This is a genomic window from Pseudomonas sp. B10, assembly GCF_900156235.1.
GTDB classification, from domain to species: Bacteria; Pseudomonadota; Gammaproteobacteria; order Pseudomonadales; family Pseudomonadaceae; genus Aquipseudomonas; species Aquipseudomonas siliginis.
The window spans coordinates 5,490,643-5,512,258 of record NZ_LT707063.1; the positions used below are offsets into that span (position 1 = coordinate 5,490,643).

A 21,616-nucleotide genomic window follows, 5' to 3' on the forward strand; every position below is an offset into this window, starting at 1 on the left:
TCAGACCCGCGCCGCCGTTACTGCCGCCGAGCCCCATGTGGTTCTCCAGCGACGCTTGACGCCGTGCAGGCCAAACCACGCCAACACACCGAGGCTGGCGAACAACCACAGTGCAAGTTGATAGCTGCCGGTGCTTTGCTTGATCGCGCCCATGCCGGCCGCGAGGGCGAAGCCGCCGATACCGCCGGCCATGCCGATCAGCCCGGTCATCACGCCGATCTCCAGACGAAAACGCTGTGGCACCAGTTGGAAAACCGCACCGTTGCCGGCGCCCAAGCCGAGCATGGTGCAGACGAAAAGCGCCAGCGCCGCGTAGGAACTTGGCAGATTGAAGCCCACCGCTGCGATGCAGATCGCAGCGACGGTGTACATCGCCAGCAAGGTGCGGATGCCGCCGAAGCGATCGGCCAGCGCGCCACCCAGCGGCCGCATCAGGCTGCCGCCGAACACGCAGGCAGCGGTGTAATAGCCGGCGGTCACCGGGCTCAGACCGTATTGATCGTTGAAGTAACCGGGCAGCGCGCTGGCCAGGCCGATGAAGCCGCCGAAGGTGACGCTGTAGAAAAACATGAACCACCAGCTGTCGCGATCACCGAGGGCCTTGAAGTAGTCGGCCATGGCTTTCGGCTTTGGCCGCTGCGGGGCGTTTTTTGCCAACAGGGCGAACAGCACCAAGGTCAGAACCAGCGGGATCAGGGCGAAACCGAAGACATTGCTCCAGCCGAACGCGGCGGCAATCACTGGCGCCAGCAGCGCGGCGAACACGGTGCCGGAGTTGCCCGCACCGGCGATGCCCATGGCTTTGCCCTGATGCTCTGGTGGATACCACTGCGAGGCCAGCGGCAGGGCCACAGCAAACGACGCGCCGGCCATGCCGAGGAACAGGCCGAGGATCAGCGCCTGTTCATAACTGTGGATGCCGAGTTTCCACGCACCGAACAGCGCGCAGATGACGATGACCTGGCCGATCAGTCCGGCGGTCTTCGGCGACAAGCGATCGGCGAGCATGCCCATGGCGAAGCGCAACACCGCGCCGGCGAGAATCGGCGTGGCGACGACGAGGCCGCGTTGCTGGGTGGTCAGGTGCAGGTCGGCGGCAATCTGCACCGCCAGCGGGCCGAGCAGGTACCAGACCATGAAGCTCAGGTCGAAATACAGGAAGGCCGCGAACAGGGTCGGGGTATGGCCGGATTTCCAGAAGCTTGAATTCATCGCGCACCTCGGCTGAAAAGAGTCTCGAAAGGAGTCATGCACAGCAGGTGGAGCGCCTCACGGCCGCACCACCGGCCCCGCTCTGTGGGGCCAAAACGCAAAAACGCCGCTACCTGATTCGCCGAGGGGCGAACGGGGTGAGCGACGTCTTTGTCGTAGGTGGGGCAACCGCCGTTGGTTACCTGTGCGGTTTACTTAGCGAGATTTGTGCCAAGGCTTGAAAAGATCGCAGCCTCGTTGCACTTGTCAGCTTCTACAGGAGGATCAGATCGTTCCCATGCTCCGCGTGGGAATGCCGCCATGGACGCTCCGCGTCCGCTCTTGCGAAGTGACGCAGAGCGTCACGGGATGCATTCCTTTGCTGCGCGTGGGAACGATCATTCAGCCCAGCAATTCACTCATGGCAATGATCTGCTCCGCCACTTGAATCAGCTTCTGCTGGCGGCTCATGGCCTGGCGGCGCATCAGCGTATAGGCCTCTTCCTCGTTGCAATCCTTCATCTTCATCAATAAACCCTTGGCCAGCTCAATGCGCTTGCGCTCGGCCAGTTGCTGATCGCGCGCCTGCAATTGCGCGCGCAAGGCCTGGTCACTCTCGAAGCGCGCCATCGCCACGTCGAGAATCGGCTGCAACCGTTGTGCGTGAATGCCTTCGACGATGTAGGCACTGACCCCGGACTTGATCGCCTGACGCATCACCCCCGGGTCATGTTCGTCGGTAAACATCACGATCGGCCGGGGCTGGTCGCGGCTGACCAGCACTACTTGCTCCATGACATCGCGGCTCGGTGACTCGGTATCGATCAGGATCACGTCCGGGCGCACCGTTTCGACGCGCGCCGGCAGGTCGATGGTCAGGCCGGACTCGTCGATTACCTCGAAGCCGGCCTCGGTCAGCGCCGCTTTCAGGCGTCCGACTTTTTTCGCGGTGTCGTTGATCAGCAGAATGCGCAACATGTTCGCGGTCTCCTGTCAGCGCTGGGCGAAAAGCGGGGCGGCGTCGCTCAGGGCATGCAGCTTGAAACTGCGCGCATAGCCCGCCGGGTCGTTGCCGTCCCAGACCTTGCCGTCGAGCAACTGGCTGCTGCGCAGGTCGGCGTGCGAAGCCGCAACACCGACAGCGCTGGCGGCCTCGCGGTACAGATCCAGACGCTGAACCTGGCGGGCGACGGCCAGATAATCCGGATCCTCGCGCAACAGACCCCAGCGACGAAACTGGGTCATGAACCACATGCCGTCGGAGAGGTACGGCAGATTGACCTCGCCATCGCCATGAAAACGCAGCGCATGCGGGTCCTGCCAGCGATTGCCGAGGCCGTCGGCGTAATCCCCCATGAAACGCGGCTCGATGCAGGCGGCGGGGGTGTCGAGGTATTCGGTGGCGCTGAGCAATTGCGCGGTGCTGCGGCGGTTTTCCGGGCTTTCTTCGATGAAGCGGCTGGCCTCAAGAATGGCCATGACCAGCGCCCGCGCGGTGTTGGGGTATTGCTCGACGAATTCGCGGGTGCAACCGAGGACTTTTTCCGGGTGGTCGGGCCAGATGCTCTGGCTGGTCGCCAGGGTGAAACCGAGATTCTGCTGCACGGCGCTCGCCGCCCACGGTTCGCCGACGCAAAAACCGTCGATGCGCCCGGCTTGCAGGTGCGCGACCATTTGCGGCGGCGGCACCACCACGCTGTCGACGTCCTGCAACGGATGAATGCCCTGGCTCGCCAGCCAGTAATAAAGCCACATCGCATGGGTGCCGGAGGGGAAGGTCTGGGCGAAGGTCAGTTTTGCGCGGCTTTGGTGCACATGCCGATCGAGCGCTTCAGGACTGTTCACGCCAGCCTGTTGCAAGCCATGGGACAGGTTCAGGCTCTGGCCATTCTGGTTCAGGCCCATCAGCACCGCCATGTCGGTCGGGGCGACGCCGCCGATGCCCAGGTGCACCGCATAAATCAGCCCGTACAGACTGTGCGCGGCATCCAGTTCGCCGCTGACCAGTTTGTCGCGCAGGTTGGCCCATGACGCCTGACGCTTGAGGTTCAGGGTCAGGCCGTAGGGCTGGGCGAAGCCCTGGGTGGCGGCGACCACCACCGAGGCGCAGTCGCTCAGCGCCATGAAGCCGAGATTGATCGCGCTCTTTTCCGGCGCATCGCTGCCATTGACCCAGGCCAGAGGCCCCAAGGACGTTTCGTTCATACGCTACCTCAAAAAAAACGTCGTCCCGGATTCTGCGCAGGCAAAACCCGGGGACGACGCCATTGTCCTGGCCTGCGCGCCGTCATTGGTCGGCAGACTGATGAGCGGGGTGGTGCAAGGCATATGCCAGTCGCCTGATTCGCGCAGGCGCCTCGCGCCGGGGGACGATGCCCGGCTATAATCGCCGCCTCTTTTCGCCGCCCGAGTCATTGCCGCCCATGTACACCCTGGCCCGTCAGCTGTTGTTCAAACTTTCCCCGGAAACCTCCCACGATCTGTCGCTGGATCTGATCGGCGCGGGTGGACGTTTGGGCCTCAACGGTTTGCTGTGCAAGGCGCCGGCGAAAATGCCGGTGACCGTCATGGGGCTGGAGTTCCCGAACCCGGTGGGGCTGGCGGCAGGTCTGGACAAGAACGGCGCGGCCATCGACGGCTTTGCGCAACTGGGTTTCGGTTTTGTCGAAATCGGCACCGTTACCCCGCGTCCGCAGCCGGGTAACCCGAAACCACGGATCTTCCGCCTGCCGGAAGCCGAGGCGATCATCAACCGTATGGGCTTCAACAACCTCGGTGTGGATAACCTGCTGGCGCGGGTCGCTGCGGCAAAATACCAAGGCGTGCTGGGCATCAACATCGGCAAGAACTTCGACACCCCGGTCGAGCGTGCGGTCGACGATTACCTGATCTGCCTGGACAAGGTTTACGCCCACGCCAGCTACGTCACCGTCAACGTCAGCTCGCCAAACACCCCGGGCCTGCGCAGCCTGCAGTTCGGTGATTCGCTCAAGCAATTGCTCGCTGATCTGGCCACCCGTCGCGCAGAACTGGCCCTGCGTCACGGCAAGCATGTGCCGCTGGCGATCAAGATCGCGCCGGACATGACCGACGAAGAAATTGCGCAGGTTGCCCAGGCGTTGATCGAAACCGGCATGGACGCGGTGATCGCCACCAATACGACTTTGAGCCGTGTCGGCGTCGAAGGCATGGAGCATGGCGACGAGGCGGGCGGTCTGTCGGGTGCGCCGGTGCGTGAGAAGAGCACCCATACCGTGAAAGTGCTGGCGGGCGAATTGGCCGGACGCTTGCCGATCATTGCCGCGGGCGGGATTACCGAGGGCAAACACGCGGCGGAGAAGATCACGGCCGGTGCAAGCCTGGTGCAGATCTATTCGGGCTTCATCTACAAAGGCCCGGCGCTGATTCGTGAATCGGTAGACGCCATCGCCGCGTTGCGCTGAGGATTGCCGAGGCCTTGGGGAGCCTTTGTGGCGAGGGGATTTATCCCCGCTGGGCTGCTCAGCAGCCCCAAACCTTGCACAGTGATATGCCAGGTAGATTGAAGTTCGGACTTCGCGACTGCTGCGCAGCCGAGCGGGGATAAATCCCCTCGCCACGTGGATCCCGGTTAACCCTTTTTGCAGGCATTAAAAAGGGCTCCTCGAAGGAGCCCCTGGGCCGTAGCCCGCCGTCCGGGAAGGACGTGCGTGGTTAATTCAATGCAAATTCAGATTGTCGTGTCGGAATAAATGCCCTGTGTCAGCCGACGGCGTGAAGTTCGTTGAGTCTGTGGATTCCCGCAGTGCCGGTCATACCGTCCCAGTTGTCGCCGCGTCCTTCTCGCCAGCCGTTGATCCAGGCTTGACGTACCGACGGTAGAGTAAATGGGCAAAGCTCACGGGATTTGCCACCAACGCCATATTGATATCCGCGCAAAAATGCTCTTTCCAACGGATCACGCTTAAGTCTTCTCATAGGGTGTTTCCCTCACTTGTTGACTGTAGTGTCGCGTTGACCTCAATTGAGGTCTGGCAGAAAAAACCTGCCATCGTGCGGCTCGCTGCCGGCGTGGCGAGCCAAGGTGTTGACGCCGTTGCGACGTCAACCTGTGCTCAGTTCTAACCAATGAGTCACACAGAGGGAATGATCGTTTTGTCATAAGCACGTAACGTAAAGGATGCTATGGCGATAAGTAACCGCGTATTTATTCAACGTTCATTGCGCAAACCCCGGTATGATCGGCGCCCCGCTGACTCAGGGGGTTAATCCTTTAGTGAGAATGACCCACGTTTGCGCTTGGGTAATATTCGACGAAGGGTCGCTTTCAGTCTTTTTGTTGCACCAACTTTTTTATCTGTCCCGGCATCTAAGCTCTTTTAACCCGAGCAGCGGGGATGGAACGGCACACCTTCGTGCCACGCGGGCGCTCTTTCAGAAAAGCGCCTGATTGAAAACCGGGTCGGCAATGCGTTGCCGGCCCACTAGCCAAAGGCTCTGGAATTACCATGTCCGATCGTTTCGAACTCTTCCTCACTTGCCCCAAAGGCCTTGAAGGCCTGCTCATCGAGGAAGCCGTCGGGCTTGGCCTTGAAGAAGCGCGCGAGCACACCTCCGCCGTGCGTGGCATGGCGACCATGGAAACCGCCTATCGCCTGTGCCTCTGGTCGCGTCTGGCCAACCGTGTGTTGCTGGTGCTCAAGCGTTTCCCGATGAAGGACGCCGAAGACCTCTACCACGGCGTGCTCGACATCGACTGGCAGGATCACATGCTCAGCGACGGCACCCTGGCCGTTGAATTCAGCGGCCACGGCTCGGGCATCGACAACACCCACTTCGGCGCGCTGAAAGTCAAAGACGCCATCGTCGACAAACTGCGCACGCCGCAGGGCGATCGTCCATCCATCGACAAACTCAACCCGGACCTGCGCATTCACCTGCGTCTGGATCGCGGCGAAGCGATTCTGTCCCTCGACCTGTCCGGCCACAGCCTGCACCAGCGCGGCTATCGCTTGCAGCAGGGCGCGGCGCCGCTGAAGGAAAACCTCGCGGCGGCAATCCTCATCCGTTCCGGCTGGCCGCGCATTGCCGCCGAAGGTGGCGCACTGGCTGACCCGATGTGCGGTGTCGGTACGTTCCTCGTCGAAGCGGGGATGATCGCCGCCGACATGGCGCCGAACCTGCGCCGCGAGCAGTGGGGTTTTACCGCGTGGCTCGGTCACGTGCCGGCGCTGTGGAAAAAACTCCACGAAGAAGCCGTCGAGCGTGCCGCTGCCGGTCTGGCCAAACCGCCGCTGTGGATTCGTGGTTATGAAGCCGATCCACGACTGATTCAGCCAGGCCGCAATAACGTTGAGCGCGCCGGCCTCAGCGAGTGGATCAAGATCTACCAGGGCGAAGTGGCGACCTTCGAGCCGCGCCCGGACCAGAACCAGAAAGGCCTGGTGATCTGCAACCCGCCGTACGGCGAGCGTCTCGGTGACGAAGCCAGCCTGCTGTATCTCTATCAGAACCTCGGTGAGCGTCTGCGTCAGGCCTGCCTGAACTGGGAAGCGGCGGTGTTCACCGGCGCCCCGGATCTGGGCAAGCGCATGGGCATTCGCAGCCATAAACAGTATTCGTTCTGGAACGGCGCGCTGCCGTGCAAGCTGCTGCTGATCAAGGTCCTGCCCGATCAGTTCGTCACTGGCGAACGCCGCACTCCGGAACAGCGCCAGGCCGAGCGCGAGCAAGCGGCTTACGATCAGACCCCGGACGAGCCGCAAGAGCGCAAGTTCAACAAGAACGGCAACCCGATCAAGCCGACGCCGGCCCCGGCGCCAGTGATCGAACAACCGCGCCTGAGCGAAGGCGGGCAGATGTTTGCCAATCGCTTGCAGAAAAATCTCAAGGCGATGGGCAAGTGGGTCAAGCGCGAAGGCATCGATTGCTACCGCGTCTATGATGCCGACATGCCCGAATACGCAATGGCCATCGACCTGTACCACGACTGGGTGCACGTTCAGGAATACGCCGCGCCGAAATCCATCGACCCGGAAAAAGCCTCGGCGCGCATGTTCGACGCTTTGGCGGCCATCCCGCAGGCGTTGAACGTCGACAAGAACCGCGTAGTGGTCAAGCGCCGCGAGCGGCAGAGCGGCACCAAGCAGTACGAGCGTCAGGCGGCCCAGGGCAAGTTCGTCGAGGTCAATGAAGGCGGGGTGAAGTTGCTGGTCAACCTCACCGACTACCTCGACACCGGCCTGTTCCTCGATCACCGGCCGATGCGCATGCGTATCCAGAAAGAGGCGGCCGGCAAACGCTTCCTCAATCTGTTCTGCTACACCGCGACCGCCAGCGTGCACGCGGCCAAGGGCGGCGCGCGCAGCACCACCAGCGTCGACCTGTCGAAAACCTATCTGGACTGGGCGCGGCGTAACCTTTCGTTGAACGGTTTCTCGGACAAGAACCGTCTGGAGCAGGGCGATGTGATGGCGTGGCTGGAAAGCAGCCGCGACGAATACGACCTGATCTTCATCGACCCGCCGACCTTCTCCAACTCCAAGCGCATGGAAGGCATCTTCGATGTGCAGCGCGATCAGGTGCAGTTGATCGACTTGGCGATGGCGCGGCTGGCACCGGGTGGCGTGTTGTATTTCTCCAACAACTTCCGCAAGTTCCAGTCGGAGGAAAACCTCGCCGAGCGTTATGCGGTCGAGGAAATCAGTGCGCAGACCATTGATCCGGATTTCGCCCGCAATACCAAGATCCACCGCGCCTGGAAAATCACGGCTCGTTGACGCTTTAACTGGTTGGATCCACAGAGCCTTGATTTTTAACGGCTCGGTGGATCCAGCGGTGCTAGCTAAATTAGTGGCTAATAGCTATAACTCACACACCGCCAATGGGGTTTTCCCGCAAATCTGGCGGAGTGAGTCGTGCTTATGCCGTTGCACCCCGTGCGCCCGAAAATCCTCGGTTTCATCAGTGAAGACGTCTCAGCCTGGCTGGTCGCTTTGCTGGTGTTGCTTGCCGGCGGGATTCTCACCGGGCTGCTCGCATGGGGCACCTTCAACCAGTTTCAGCAACAATCGCGTCAGCGTTTCCAACTGCTGGCCAACGAACGCTACAGCCGCATCGCCGAACGTTTTCAGGATCAGGAGCAACGTCTCGATGGTCTGCGGCGGTTCTTCGCCAACTCCGAATCTGTGTCCCGCGCCGAATTCGACGGCTACTCCCGCCCTTTATTGCTGCGCACCCAGGCCTATACCTTCGCGCCGAGAGTCCGCGGTGCTGAGCGAGCCGCGTTCGAACAGCAGGTGCGTGATGAGGGCCTGAGCAATTTCACCATTCGCGAACTGGACGCCAAGGGCGAGCTGCAGCTGGCGGCGCCGCGCGAGGAGTACGTGCCGGTGCTGTACACCCAGACCCAAAGCCGATTGGCGCCACCGCTGGGCTACGACTTGCTCGCCCAACCCTTGCGCCGCGAAACCCTGCAACGCGCCGACCAGCTCGGCAGCATGGCGGTGTCGCAACCGATGCACCTGGTCGGGATTGAGCCGTCCTACGCGCGTGGGGTGTTGCTACTGGCGCCGGTCAGTCGCGCCGGAGAATCGCAGCCGTTCGGCTATGTGATGGCGGTGATCAGCATGCGCCAGTTGCTCGCCGACGGACTGCCCGATGCCCTGCACGATTATCTGTCGGTGCGCATTCTCGACCTTTCGACCCAAGGTCAGCACGAGGCGCTGTTCGAATCGACCAACGAGGCGGTGCCCGGCGATCTGGCGGCGACGCGCTTGCTACGCATGGCCGATCACGACTATCAGGTCGATATCCTGCCGAGCGAAGCGTTCATGCAAGCCAACCATTCGTCGGTGGGCAGCGTGATCATTCTGGGCGGCTTGCTCAGCGCACTGCTCAGCGCCTTGCTTTACGTGCTGGTCAGCCAGCGCCAGCGCGCGGTGCGCCTGGTCGAGGTGCGCACCCAGGAACTGCATGAGCGCGAGCAGGAGTTGCGCGGCACCCACGGTCAACTGCGCGGCGTGCTGAATGCCGCCACTCAGGTCGCGATCATTGCCACCGACCTGCGCGGGGTGATCAACACTTTCAATCCCGGCGCCGAGCAAATGCTCGGCTACAGCAGCGCCGAAGTCGTCGGACGCATGACCCTGGAGAACCTGCATTTGCCTCGCGAGCTGGCGGCGCGTTCGGCCGAGTTGAGTGCGCGCTACGGCAAAAGCATTCCGACCTGCCACGCGATGCTGGTCGAGGGCGGCGAAGTCGGCGGTCATGAAGCACGCGAATGGACCCTGGTACGCAGCGATGGCAGTCATCTGCCGGTGAACATGCTCGCCACCCCGGTGCTTGACGAGCAAGGCCTGTGGGTCGGTCATCTGGCGATCTGCATTGACATCACCGAACGCAAGCGCGTGCACGAAGTGCTGGCGGCGCGGGACATTCTGCTAAAGAAGCTCAGCGCCCATGTTCCGGGCGGCATTTACCAATTCAAAATGGAATTCGACGGACGCTTCAGCGTGATCTACGCCAGCGACGGCATTCGCGAGATCTACGAGCTGGAACCGGATGCGCTGCTGTTCGACGCCGAGGCGATTTTCAGTCGAATCCACCCGCAGGATGCAATTCGCGTGCGCAGCTCAATCCGCGAATCGGCGGAAAACCTCAGCCCGTGGCGGGAGGAATACCGCGTGCAACTGCCTGAACGCGGTCTGCGTTGGGTACGCGGCGAGGCGACGCCTGAAGAACTGCCGGGCGGCGGGGTGCTGTGGCACGGTTATATCTCGGACATTTCCGATCTCAAGCGCGTTGAAGAAGAATTGCGCGCGTTGTCGATCACCGATTCGCTGACTGGCATTCACAACCGCCGCTATTTCCAGGAACGCCTGACCACCGAAATGGCCCGGGTCGAGCGTGGCGGCGGTGAGTTGTCGGTGATCATGCTCGACATCGACCACTTCAAACGCATCAACGATCAGTTCGGCCACGCCGTCGGCGACCGCGTGCTGCAAGCAGTCTGCGAGCGGATCGGCCATCGCCTGCGCCGCACCGACGTGTTCTGCCGTCTGGGCGGCGAAGAGTTCATGGTGCTGTGCCCGGACATCGACGGCGAACACGCCTACATGCTGGCGAGGGAGTTGTGGGAAGGTTTGCGCGGCGCGCCGGTGGACGTGGTCGGCGTAGTCACCGCCAGTTTCGGCATAGCCAGTTGGCGCCCGGGAGAGGGCGCGGATGCGCTGTTGCTACGCGCCGACTCAGGGGTTTATGCAGCGAAGCAGAATGGCCGGGATCGGGTTGAGCGGGAGATGAGCTGAGCCGCTGATGCTCGATACACCACAAACCTGTGGGAGCTGGCTTGCCAGCGATAGGGTTATTCCAGTCAGCATATTCGGTGACTGACAGTCCGCTATCGCTGGCAAGCCAGCTCCCACAGGGTTTTGTGGTGTGGCTTGGATTGCGTTACAGCACCGAAGCGGTCTGCGGCAGTTTCGGCTGTTTGTACAGATCCAGCAGCACCTGATCGAGCACCGACGAGGCGCCGAACGGGGCCTTGTCGTTGAGGATTGCCACCACCGCCCAGGTATTGCCATTCACATCACGGCTGAAGCCGGCGATCGCGCGTACGGTATTCAGGGTGCCGGTCTTGACGTGCGCCTCACCGCGCATCGCCGTGGTTTTCAGGCGTTTGCGCATGGTGCCGTCGGTACCGGCAATCGGCAGCGAGCTAATGTACTCGGCGGCGTACGGACTGTGCCAAGCGGCTTGCAGCATGTTGGCCATCTCACGCGCGCTGACCCGCTCGGCCCGCGACAAACCAGAGCCATTCTCCATCACCAGATGCGGCGCGGTGATGCCTTTCTTCGCCAGCCACTGCCGCACCACGCGCTGCGCGGCCCGCGCGTCATCACCGTCGGCATCGTTGCGGAAACGCTGGCCAAGGCTGAGGAACAGCTGCTGGGCCATGGTGTTGTTACTGTATTTGTTGATGTCGCGGATGATCTCGGCCAGATCCGGCGAGTACGCGCGGGCGAGCAGTTTGGCGCCGCTCGGCGTTGGCGCCAGACGATCCTTGCCCTGGATGCTGCCACCCAGTTCCTTCCAGATCGCGCGGACGGCGCCAGCCGTGTAGGTCGCGTGGTCGAGCAGCGACAGGTAAGTCTGCGAGCTGCAGCCTTCGCCCAACTGGCCGCCGACGGTTACGGTCACGCTGCCATCGGCTTGCGGCACCGGGTTGTAGCGCACGCCGCCGGTGCATTGCTTGGACGGCAGCGCCTTGACGGTGTTTTCGATGCGGATGCTGGCAATCGGCGGCTCAACCGAAATCAGTACGCGGCCACCGTCATTGCGCGCGACGAAGCGCAGGGCCTTGAGGTTGACCAGCAGCGAGTCGGGTTTGACCAGGAATGGCTTGTTGTCGTCGTTGCCGTCATCGTTGAATTCCGGCAATTGCGGCTGCACGAAGAAGTTGCGGTCGAGGATCAGGTCGCCGGTAATCTGGGTCACGCCATTGGCGCGCAGGTCGCGCATCAACAGCCAGAGTTTCTCCATGTTCAGCTTCGGGTCACCGCCGCCCTTGAGGTAAAGGTTGCCGTTGAGAATGCCGCCGCTCAGGGTGCCATCGGTGTAGAACTCGGTTTTCCACTGATGGTTGGGGCCGAGCATTTCCAGCGCCGCGTAAGTGGTGACCAGTTTCATCGTCGAGGCCGGATTGACTGAGACGTCGGCGTTGAACACCGTCGGCGTGCCCGGACCGTCGAGCGGCACCATCACCAGCGACAGCGCAGTGGGCTGCAGCTTGCTGGCCTTGAGGGCTTTTTCGACGTTCGGGGTGAGGGAAGTGTTGATGGTGGCAGCGGAGACAGGCAGGGCCAGAGGCAGAAGAAGGCCGGCGAGAAACAGTGGACGCAACGATTTGATCATATGCAATAAAACCCTGCAAAAGAGGGGAAAAAAGACGAGGACATGGATGAAAAGGCCCTCAGTGGTCATGAAAGTGTCGGCATTATGCCCCAAGCTGTAACGGCTTGTGCCGTGTCGGGGCCGGCCAAGTGGTTATTTTTTTACAGGCGGTCGGCCGCAGCGACCAGAGAGTCGGGCAATCGCTGGCTTAAACTGGTAAAGTGCCGGCCGTTATTACTTAAGAGGATTGTTCCAATGGCGACTAACCGTTCCCAGCGTCTGCGCAAAAAACTGTGCGTAGATGAATTTCAAGAGCTGGGTTTCGAACTGAACCTGGACTTCAAAGAAGACTTGTCCGAAGAAGCCATTGACGCTTTCCTCGAAGCATTCATCAAAGAAGCCATGGAAGCCAACGGTCTGGGTTATGTTGGCGGCGACGACTTCGGTCTGGTATGCCTGCAGAAGCGTGGCTCGGTCAACGAAGAGCAGCGCGCTGCCGTTGAAGCCTGGCTGAAAAACCGTAGCGAACTGACCGGTATGACCGTTAGCCCGCTGCTGGACGTGTGGTATCCGGAAAAGCCGATCAACGCGGCCAAGTGATACTGAAAAAACGGCGACCTTCGGGTCGCCGTTTTTTTATGCCTGCCTGCCAGGTTTGTCGTCCTGCAGGACGCATTCGCGAGCAGGCTCGCTCCCACACGATTCACCTGAGCGACTCGACTTACCTGTGGGAGCGAGCCTGCTCGCGAAGCTTTTATACCGTCAACGCTTGTTCCAGTTCAAAATCACCAGCGTCAAAACCCCCGCAACAATCCCCCAAAACGCCGAACCAATGGAAAACAGCGTCAACCCCGACGCCGTGACCATAAACGTGATCAACGCCGCCTCACGCTCCTTCACCTCGCTCATGGCGATGCTCAAGCCATTGATGATCGAGCCGAACAACGCCAGCGCGGCAATCGACAGCACCAGTTCTTTCGGCAACGCCGCAAACAACGCCGCCAACGTGGCACCGAACACCCCGGCAATCCCGTAGAACACCCCGCACCACACCGCTGCGGTGTAACGCTTGTTGCGATCTTCATGGGCGTGTGGCCCGGTGCAGATTGCCGCGCTGATTGCTGCGAGGTTGATGCCGTGGGAGCCGAACGGCGCCAGCAGCAGTGAGGCAATGCCGGTGGTGGTGATCAGTGGCGAGGCCGGGACGTTGTAGCCATCGGCACGCAGCACGGCGATGCCGGGCATGTTCTGCGAGGTCATCGCCACCACGAACAGCGGAATGCCGATGCTGATGGTCGCGGCCAGGGAGAAGTGCGGCGTGGTCCACACCGGGGTGGCCACTTCCAGATGAAAGCCGCTGAAATCCAGCAGCCCCATGAAGCCCGATAGCGCGGTGCCGATCAGCAGCGCCGCGAGCACGGCATAGCGTGGCGACAGGCGCTTGACCAGCAGATAGGTGAAGAACATCCCCAGCACCAGACCGGTACGGTGTTGCGCGGCGACGAAGATTTCGCTGCCGATCTTGAACAGAATCCCTGCCAGCAAGGCCGCCGCCAGAGAGGCCGGGATCTTTTTCACCAACCGTTCGAAGCTGCCGGTCAGGCCGCAGATCGTCACCAGCACCGCGCAGGTGACATAGGCGCCGATTGCCTCGCCATAACTGACACCGCCCAGGCTGGTGATCAGCAACGCCGCGCCGGGTGTCGACCAGGCGATGGTGATCGGCGTGCGATAGCGCAGCGACAGGCCGATCGAACACACCGCCATGCCGATAGAAATCGCCCAGATCCACGAGGAAATCTGCCCGCTGCTCAGGCCGGCGGCTTGCCCGGCCTGGAACATCAGCACCAGCGAACTGGTGTAGCCGGTCATCATCGCGATGAAACCGGCGACGATGGCGGAAGGCGAAGTGTCGGCCAGAGGGCGCAGGCGAGCGTGGGTGGCGTCGGTCATGACGGCGGTGTTCCTTATAGCAATGGAGATGTCCGCCACAACACAGAACCTCTGTGGGAGGATTGCGGTCATGCAGCGGATTCTGCGATCAAGCCTAAACTCAAACCTGACAAACCGTTGCAATACAGCCGCAGGCGCAAACAGCCGTACAGTCGTGTTGCCACCATTCATTGTGTACAATCGCGCTGTTTTTTACGCGATACTTGCCAGCGACCTACTGTGCCGTATTACAGTCACGGTCTATTCGCCGCAGTTTTCCCGACTCGAGTGCCCATGAACGAACAGTTGCAACCCCTCAAGAAACAACCGCGAGCAGGCAAAGCCGGCCGCAGCGGAACCCAGGACGATATTGTCTACGCGCATATCTTCGAGGCCATCCTCGAACAGCGCCTGGCGCCCGGCACCAAGCTGAGCGAAGAAGCGCTGGGGGAAATCTTCGGGGTCAGCCGCATCATCATTCGCCGCGCGCTGTCGCGTCTGGCCCATGAAGGCGTGGTGCTGTTGCGGCCGAATCGTGGCGCCGTTGTCGCCAGCCCGAGTGTTGAAGAAGCGCGTCAAGTGTTCCTCGCCCGGCGTCTGGTCGAACGCGCGATCACAGAGCTGGCCGTGCAACACGCCACCGCCGAGCAGATCGCCGAATTGCGGCAGATGGTCAACGACGAGCGCGACAGCTTCTCCCGTGGCGATCGCGGTGCTGGTATCCGCCTGTCGGGCGAATTCCACTTGAAACTTGCCGAAGCGGCGATGAACGCTCCGTTGATCAGCTTCCAGCGCAGCCTGGTGTCGCAGACTTCATTGATCATCGCCCAGTACGAAAGCGGCAACCGCTCGCATTGCTCGTACGACGAACACACGCAGCTGATCGATGCCATCGAAAAGCGTGACGGTGAACTGGCGGTGAACTTGATGATGCATCACATGGATCACATCGACAGCAAGCTCAACCTCGACGAGGAAGGCGCGTCGGATGATCTGCATGCGGTGTTCTCGCATTTGTTGCAGACCAAGAAGCCGGGGCGTCCAGCGGCCAAGCTCTAAGCTGAAACCGAGTCGCGGCTTTCGCGAGCAGGCTCGCTCCCACAGAGGAATGCATTTCAAAGGTGGGAGCGAGCCTGCTCGCGAAGACAATCTGACCGGCAACAAAAATCCTCCGTGGTAAACACCACCGGGGATGATCGTTCCCACGCTCTGCGTGGGAACGCCTCTAGGGACGCTCCGCGTCCAGTGACGCGGAGCGTCACGGGCTGCATTCCCACGCAGAGCGTGGGAACGATCAGTGCGAAGAGGTTAGCGCTGATGAACCAGCGTCCCCGCAGCGTAAGTCTGCTGCACCGTCCGGTCATCGCCCAAGGTCATCAACACAAACAGCGTCTCGGCAATGTTATTGGACTGCTTCAAGCGATAGCTCAGCAGCGGCGTGGCGTTGTAATTCAGCACGAGGAAGTCGGCATCGGAGCCCGGTTGCAGGTTACCGATCTTGTCTTCCAGGCGCAGCGCCCGCGCACCCCCGAGGGTCGCCAGATACAGCGACTTAAACGGGCTCAACCGCGCGCCCTGCAGTTGCATGACCTTGTAGGCTTCGTTGAGGGTTTGCAGCAGGGAGAAACTGGTACCGCCGCCGACGTCGGTGCCGAGGCCGACATTGAGCTTGTGCTTTTCCGCCATCGGCAGGTTGAACAGGCCGCTGCCGAGGAACAGGTTCGAGGTCGGGCAGAACGAGATTGCCGAGCCGGTTTCCGCCAGTCGCGCGCATTCTTCGTCACACAGGTGCACGCCGTGGGCGAACACCGAGCGTTCGCCGAGCAACTGGTAATGATCGTAGACGTCGAGGTAACCCTTGCGCTCCGGGAACAGCTCTTTGACCCACTCGATTTCCTTGAGGTTTTCGCTGATGTGGGTCTGCATGTACAGATCCGGGTATTCCGTCAGCAGTTGCCCGGCCAGGGTCAGTTGTTCCGGGGTGCTGGTTGGGGCGAAGCGCGGCGTCACCGCATAGTGCAAGCGGCCCTTGCCGTGCCAGCGCTCGATCAGCGCCTTGCTGTCGACGTAGCTGGATTCGGCGGTATCGACCAGATAGTCCGGGGCATTACGGTCCATCATCACCTTGCCGGCGATCATGCGCAGGTCGAGCTTTTCAGCGGCTTCGAAAAACGAATTCACTGATTGCGGATGCACGCTGCCGAACACCAGCGCCGTGGTGGTGCCGTTGCGCAGCAGTTCCTTGATGAAAATATCCGCCACTTCGTCGGCGTGGGCCTTGTCGCCAAACTGGCTTTCGCAGGGGAAGGTGTAGGTGTTCAGCCAGTCGAGCAGTTGCTCGCCATAGGAGCCGACCATGCCGGTTTGCGGCAGGTGAATGTGCGTGTCGATAAAGCCGGGGGTGATCAGCGCATCCTGATAATGGTTGATCTCGATATCTGCCGGCAGGGTTGGCAGCAGTTCGCTGGCATGGCCGAGGGCACTGATCTTGCCGTCGCCGACCACCAGCAGGCCGTCCTCGAAATATTCATAAGAGGCTTCGATGCCGACTTCGGCAGGGTCGGCGATGCTGTGCAGGATGGCGGCGCGGTAGGCTTTGCGAGTCAGAGGCATGAGGGTTCTCTAATCAGTTTGAGGCTTTGAGTTTGGCGGCCTGACTGCGGCGCGAAGCGGGCAGCAGTCGGGCAATCGGTTCGGCGCGGGCGCTGTGCTGGCCGAAGTTGGCGTTGTAGGTGGCGATGATTTCGCCGGCGATGGAGATGGCGATTTCCACAGGCAGTTTGCCTTTGACTTCGCCGATGCCCATCGGGCAGCGCATGCGCTGCACCACGCTCGGGTCGAAACCACGATCGCGCAGGCGGTGTTCGAATTTGGCACGTTTGGTTTTCGAGCCGATCAGGCCGAACCAGGCAAAGTCGTTGCGCTTGAGGATCGCGGCGGTGAGTTCCAGGTCCAGCTGATGGTTGTGGGTCATGACGATGCAATAGCTGCCGGCGGGCAGGTCGTCGATCTCATCCACAGGCTCTTCGGCGACGATTTTACGCACGCCGTGGGGGATCTGTTGGGGGAATTCCTCTTCCCGTGAATCGATCCAGCGCACCCGGCAGGGCAGGCTGGCGAGCAATGGCACCAGCGCGCGGCCGACATGGCCGGCACCGAACACGGCAATCTGCGCCTGCACCTGGCCCATCGGTTCGAACAGCAACACCGTAGCGCCACCGCAGCACTGGCCGAGACTGGCGCCGAGGCTGAAACGCTCCAAATGGGTGTCCTGCTTACCGCTGGCGAGCATCTCGCGGGCGATCTGCATGGCTTTGAATTCCAGATGCCCGCCACCAATGGTGTCGAACAGGCGGTCGGCACTGACGACCATTTTCGAGCCGGCGTTGCGTGGCGTCGAACCGAGTTCTTCGATGATCGTCACCAGCACACAGGGCTCGCCCTGATTCTGCAGGTCGGCGAGGGCGTCGATCCAGTTGTACATACACACCTCTCAGATCGTTCCCACGCTCTGCGTGGGAATGCATCACTGGACGCTCCGCGTCCGCTGTTCAGGATGCGACGCAGAGCGTCGCGGGCTGCATTCCCACGCAGAGCATGGGAACGATCATCAAACAACCGCGGTTTCAGCTTCGACAGCCTTCACCGCTTTGAGCTGGCGCATCTGCTCGCAGCCCCACAACACCCGCTCCGGCGTGGCCGGCGCATCGATCTTCGGCTGATGCTGATAATCCCCGAGGCTCGCCACCGCGTCCTTGATCGCGCACCACGCGGCGATGCCGAGCATGAACGGCGGTTCACCGACGGCTTTGGAATGGAACACCGTGTCTTCAGGGTTCTTGCGGTTTTCCACCAGTTTCACTCGCAGATCCAGCGGCATGTCGGCCACCGCCGGGATCTTGTAGCTGGCCGGGCCGTTGGTCATCAGCTTGCCCTTGTTGTTCCAGACCAGCTCTTCCATGGTCAGCCAGCCCATGCCCTGGACGAAACCGCCCTCGACCTGACCGATGTCGATCGACGGGTTCAGCGAGGCGCCGACGTCATGCAGGATGTCGGTACGCAGCATCTTGTACTCGCCGGTCAGGGTGTCGACGATCACTTCGCAGCAGGCTGCGCCGAAAGCGAAGTAATAGAACGGACGGCCCCGCGCCTGACTGCGGTCGTAGTAGATTTTCGGAGTCTTGTAGAAGCCGGTGCTGGACAGCGAGACCTGATTGAAATACGCCTGCTGGATCAGCGCTTCGAAGGTCAGAATCTGCTCGCGCACCCGCACGTGGCCGTTGCGGAATTCGACGTCTTCTTCGCTGACTTTGTAGTGCCGCGCGGCGAATTCGACCAGGCGTTGCTTGATGGTCTGTGCTGCGTTCTGCGCGGCTTTGCCGTTCAGGTCGGCGCCGCTGGAGGCAGCGGTCGGCGAAGTGTTGGGCACTTTGTCGGTGTTAGTCGCGGTGATCTGCACACGATCGATTTCGACCTGGAACACTTCCGCCACGACCTGAGCGACTTTGGTGTTCAGGCCCTGACCCATTTCCGTACCGCCGTGGTTCAGGTGGATGCTGCCGTCGGTGTAGATGTGGATCAGCGCACCGGCCTGATTGAGGAAACTGGCGGTGAAGGAAATACCGAATTTCACCGGGGTCAGCGCCAGGCCTTTTTTCAGGATCGGGCTGTTGGCGTTGTAGCGACGGATCGCTTCGCGGCGCTCGGCGTACTGGCTGCTTTCTTCCAGCTCGGCGGTCATCTCTTCGAGCATGTTGTGCTCGACGGTCTGGTAGTAGTGGGTGACGTTGCGCTCGGTCTTGCCGTAGTAGTTGGCCTTGCGCACCGCCAGCGGGTCGAGCTTCAGATGCCGGGCAATCGCGTCCATCACTTCCTCGATCGCGACCATCCCTTGCGGGCCGCCGAAGCCGCGATAAGCAGTGTTCGAGGCGGTGTTGGTCTTGCAACGGTGACCGTTGATGGTGGCATCGCCGAGATAGTAGGAGTTGTCCGAGTGGAACATCGCACGGTCAACGATCGAGGCGGACAGGTCCGGAGAGCAGCCGCAGTTCCCGGCCAGCTCCATGTTGATCCCGTGCAGACGGCCGCTGCTGTCGAAGCCGACGTCGTATTCAACGTAGAACGGGTGGCGCTTGCCGGTCATCAGCATGTCTTCGACGCGCGGCAGGCGCATCTTGGTCGGTTGGCCGGTGAGGTGCGCGACCACCGCGCACAGGCACGCCGGGCTCGCGGCCTGGGTTTCCTTGCCACCGAAACCACCGCCCATGCGGCGCATGTCGACGACGATCTTGTTCATCGACACGTCGAGCACTTCGGCGACCAGTTTCTGCACTTCGGTCGGGTTCTGCGTCGAGCAGTAGACGATCATGCCGCCGTCTTCAGTGGGCATCACCGAGGAGATTTGTGTCTCCAGATAGAAGTGCTCCTGGCCGCCGATGTGCAGCGTGCCCTGAATGCGGTGTTCAGCCGTGGCCAGTGCAGAGGCCGAGTCGCCGCGCTGGTGGGTGTGGCTGTCGAGCACGAAATGGCGCTTGCGCAGGGCTTCGACGACGTCGAGCACCGGTTCCAGGTCTTCGTATTCGATGATCGCTGCCATCGCTGCTTTGCGTGCGGTTTCCAGGTCTTTCGCCGCGACCGCCAGCACCGGTTGGCCGACGAACTGCACGTCATCGATGGCCAGCAGCGGGTCACCCGGCATCAGCGGGCCGATGTCTTTCAGGCCCGGCACGTCTTCGTGGGTGATGACGATGCGCACGCCTTCGAAGGCGTAGCACGGCGACGTGTCGATGCTGAGGATTTTCGCGTGGGCGCGGTCCGACAGGCGCGCATACAGGTGCAATTGGTTGGGGAATTCCAGGCGATCATCGATGTACTGCGCTTCACCGGACACATGCTTGGCGGCGCTGTCGTGCTTGACGCTGCGGCCGACACCGGTGGTCAGGTCCTGGGCGAACAGTTCGGCCAATTCAGCTTGAGTCTTCTCTACGGCGTGATGGTTAGACATAAGCGGTCACCCGAGTCTCGATGTGCGGTGTTTGCAGTTCGATGAAGTATTTGCGCAGCAGGTTTTGCGCGCTGAGCAGGCGATATTCCTTGCTGGCGCGGAAGTCCGAGAGCGGTGTGAAATCCTCGGCCAGCGCGGCGCAGGCGCGTTCGATCACGGCGTTGTTGAACGGCTGACCGAGCAGCACGGCTTCGCAATGCGCAGCGCGTTTGGGGATTGCCGCCATCCCGCCGAAGGCCACCCGAGCGTCGGCGATCACGCCGTTCTCCACGCGCAGATTGAACGCAGCACAGACGGCGGAGATGTCGTCGTCCAGGCGCTTCGACACTTTATAGGCGCGGAACAACTGCTCGGCGCTGGCGCGCGGGACGATGATTTTTTCGATGAATTCGCTTTCCTGACGCGCGGTGACACGATAGTCGATGAAGTAATCTTCCAGGTTCAAGGTGCGGCGGGTTTCGCCTTTGCACAGCACGATCTGCGCGCCGAGGGCGATCAGCAGCGGTGGCGAGTCACCGATCGGCGAGGCGTTGCCGATGTTGCCGCCGAGGGTGCCTTGATTGCGGATCTGCAACGAGGCGAAGCGGTGCAGCAATTCGCCGAAGTCCGGGTACTCGGCATTCAACGCCTCGTAGCAGTCGGAGAGGGCAGTGGCGGCGCCGATTTCGATGCGGTCATCGAAGGTTTCGATGCGCTTCATCTCGGCGACGTTGCCGACGTAGATCATCACCGGCAGAGTGCGGTGGAACTGGGTGACTTCCAGCGCCAGATCGGTGCCGCCGGCGAGCAGCCGCGCTTGTGGATAAGCGTCGTAGAGATCGGCCAGGTCAGCGACGGTCAGCGGCACCAGGCAGCGCTTGTCGCCGCTGTTGAGTTCGCCGATATCGGTCGGCGCGATGGCCTTGAGGCGGGCAATGGTCTCGGCTTCGCGGGCGTCGAACTGATCCGCAGGCTTGCCGCAGCAGGATTGTTCGGCAGCGGCGAGAATAGGGCGGTAACCAGTGCAGCGGCAGAGGTTGCCAGCCAGCGCTTCGTGAGCCTTGGCCTGATCCGGCGCATCGCTGTTCTTTTGCAGGGCGAACAACGACATGACGAAACCGGGGGTGCAAAAGCCGCACTGCGAACCGTGGCACTCGACCATGGCTTTCTGCACGCTGTGCAGTTCGCCCTTGTGCTTGAGGTCTTCAACGCTGATCAGTTGTTTACCGTGCAAGGACGAGACGAAAGTAAGGCACGAATTGAGGCTGCGATAGCGAATATGTTCACGCCCCGTATCATCGGTCTGCAACTCGCCAACCACCACGGTGCAGGCGCCGCAGTCGCCACTGGCGCAACCTTCTTTGGTGCCGGGCTTGCCTACGTGTTCGCGCAGATAATTGAGCACAGTCAGATTCGGGTCCAGGGCGTGCTCGCTACGGAGTTCCTGGTTAAGTAAAAACTGGATCACGGAAGGCCTCGCAGACTCATTATTGTTGTTAACCGACGTGAACCGAATTTAGCAGGTCTGACTTTTCGGTCAATGGTTTTCTGACTTAAAGGTCAGGAAAATCCGTTTCGTCGATCAACAGCGTGTCTATTCAGTATTGACCTTCATCGGTCACCGCGCTTTTTTGCGGG

Annotated in this window: 15 protein-coding genes; 5 read left to right on the forward strand and 10 right to left on the reverse strand. The window is 61.4% G+C overall.

Annotated elements, in window-relative coordinates; translation table 11 throughout:
* From BXA01_RS24940 to BXA01_RS24950, 3 genes are all read right to left on the reverse strand, one after another.
* Positions 1–1,212, reverse strand: coding sequence for a nitrate/nitrite transporter (locus BXA01_RS24940; protein ID WP_016773839.1), 1,212 nt, complete (start codon positions 1,210–1,212; stop codon positions 1–3).
* A 381-nt stretch (positions 1,213–1,593) separates the two neighbouring features.
* Complete coding sequence (locus BXA01_RS24945; protein ID WP_007916390.1) at positions 1,594–2,169, reverse strand: ANTAR domain-containing response regulator; 576 nt, start codon at positions 2,167–2,169, stop codon at positions 1,594–1,596.
* A gap of 15 nt (positions 2,170–2,184) precedes the next feature.
* Entirely contained in the window at positions 2,185–3,396 is a 1,212-nt protein-coding gene (locus tag BXA01_RS24950; RefSeq protein WP_076566907.1) for a CmpA/NrtA family ABC transporter substrate-binding protein, read from the reverse strand.
* Between the two features lie 218 nt (positions 3,397–3,614).
* Between BXA01_RS24950 and BXA01_RS24955 the strand changes: the two genes are divergently transcribed.
* Positions 3,615–4,634, forward strand: a complete 1,020-nt coding sequence (locus tag BXA01_RS24955) for a quinone-dependent dihydroorotate dehydrogenase (RefSeq protein WP_076566910.1) — start codon at positions 3,615–3,617, stop codon at positions 4,632–4,634.
* Between the two features lie 298 nt (positions 4,635–4,932).
* On the opposite strand, the gene rmf is transcribed toward BXA01_RS24955, so the two are convergent.
* Positions 4,933–5,148 (reverse strand): ribosome modulation factor, encoded by a 216-nt coding sequence (rmf, locus tag BXA01_RS24960; RefSeq protein ID WP_003223300.1) that lies wholly within the window; start codon positions 5,146–5,148, stop codon positions 4,933–4,935.
* Between the two features lie 530 nt (positions 5,149–5,678).
* Here rmf and rlmKL point away from each other — a divergent pair.
* The gene (gene rlmKL, locus BXA01_RS24970) at positions 5,679–7,949 is read left to right on the forward strand and encodes a bifunctional 23S rRNA (guanine(2069)-N(7))-methyltransferase RlmK/23S rRNA (guanine(2445)-N(2))-methyltransferase RlmL (RefSeq protein WP_076566912.1); all 2,271 of its coding nucleotides are present in this window, start codon (positions 5,679–5,681) and stop codon (positions 7,947–7,949) included.
* A 144-nt stretch (positions 7,950–8,093) separates the two neighbouring features.
* A complete protein-coding gene (locus BXA01_RS24975; RefSeq protein WP_076566914.1) occupies positions 8,094–10,478 on the forward strand; it encodes a sensor domain-containing diguanylate cyclase in 2,385 nt (794 codons plus the stop codon).
* A gap of 145 nt (positions 10,479–10,623) precedes the next feature.
* Here BXA01_RS24975 and dacB read toward each other — a convergent pair whose 3' ends face one another.
* Positions 10,624–12,084: a D-alanyl-D-alanine carboxypeptidase/D-alanyl-D-alanine endopeptidase gene (dacB, locus tag BXA01_RS24980; RefSeq protein ID WP_076566917.1), complete on the reverse strand. Its 1,461-nt coding sequence runs from the start codon at positions 12,082–12,084 to the stop codon at positions 10,624–10,626.
* A 234-nt stretch (positions 12,085–12,318) separates the two neighbouring features.
* On the opposite strand from dacB, the gene BXA01_RS24985 reads away from it, so the two are divergent.
* On the forward strand, positions 12,319–12,663 hold the full coding sequence (locus BXA01_RS24985) for a YggL family protein (protein ID WP_003223308.1): 345 nt from the start codon (positions 12,319–12,321) through the stop codon (positions 12,661–12,663).
* Between the two features lie 162 nt (positions 12,664–12,825).
* On the opposite strand, the gene BXA01_RS24990 is transcribed toward BXA01_RS24985, so the two are convergent.
* Complete coding sequence (locus BXA01_RS24990; RefSeq protein ID WP_076566919.1) at positions 12,826–14,016, reverse strand: benzoate/H(+) symporter BenE family transporter; 1,191 nt, start codon at positions 14,014–14,016, stop codon at positions 12,826–12,828.
* A gap of 273 nt (positions 14,017–14,289) precedes the next feature.
* Here BXA01_RS24990 and BXA01_RS24995 point away from each other — a divergent pair, with 273 nt between their 5' ends.
* Positions 14,290–15,054 (forward strand): GntR family transcriptional regulator, encoded by a 765-nt coding sequence (locus tag BXA01_RS24995; protein ID WP_076566921.1) that lies wholly within the window; start codon positions 14,290–14,292, stop codon positions 15,052–15,054.
* A gap of 249 nt (positions 15,055–15,303) precedes the next feature.
* Here the strand turns inward: BXA01_RS24995 and guaD are convergent, their stop codons facing one another.
* The 4 genes from guaD to xdhA all read right to left on the reverse strand — a co-directional run bounded on the left by guaD (position 15,304) and on the right by xdhA (position 21,446).
* Positions 15,304–16,608, reverse strand: a complete 1,305-nt coding sequence (guaD, locus tag BXA01_RS25000) for a guanine deaminase (RefSeq protein WP_076566923.1) — start codon at positions 16,606–16,608, stop codon at positions 15,304–15,306.
* Positions 16,609–16,621: 13 nt separating this feature from the next.
* A complete protein-coding gene (gene xdhC, locus BXA01_RS25005) occupies positions 16,622–17,479 on the reverse strand; it encodes a xanthine dehydrogenase accessory protein XdhC (protein ID WP_076566925.1) in 858 nt (285 codons plus the stop codon).
* A gap of 126 nt (positions 17,480–17,605) precedes the next feature.
* Positions 17,606–19,999, reverse strand: a complete 2,394-nt coding sequence (gene xdhB / locus BXA01_RS25015) for a xanthine dehydrogenase molybdopterin binding subunit (RefSeq protein WP_076566929.1) — start codon at positions 19,997–19,999, stop codon at positions 17,606–17,608.
* On the reverse strand, positions 19,992–21,446 hold the full coding sequence (gene xdhA / locus BXA01_RS25020) for a xanthine dehydrogenase small subunit (RefSeq protein ID WP_076566931.1): 1,455 nt from the start codon (positions 21,444–21,446) through the stop codon (positions 19,992–19,994). Before xdhA ends, xdhB begins: the two co-directional genes overlap by 8 nt.
* Positions 21,447–21,616 lie beyond the last annotated feature (170 nt).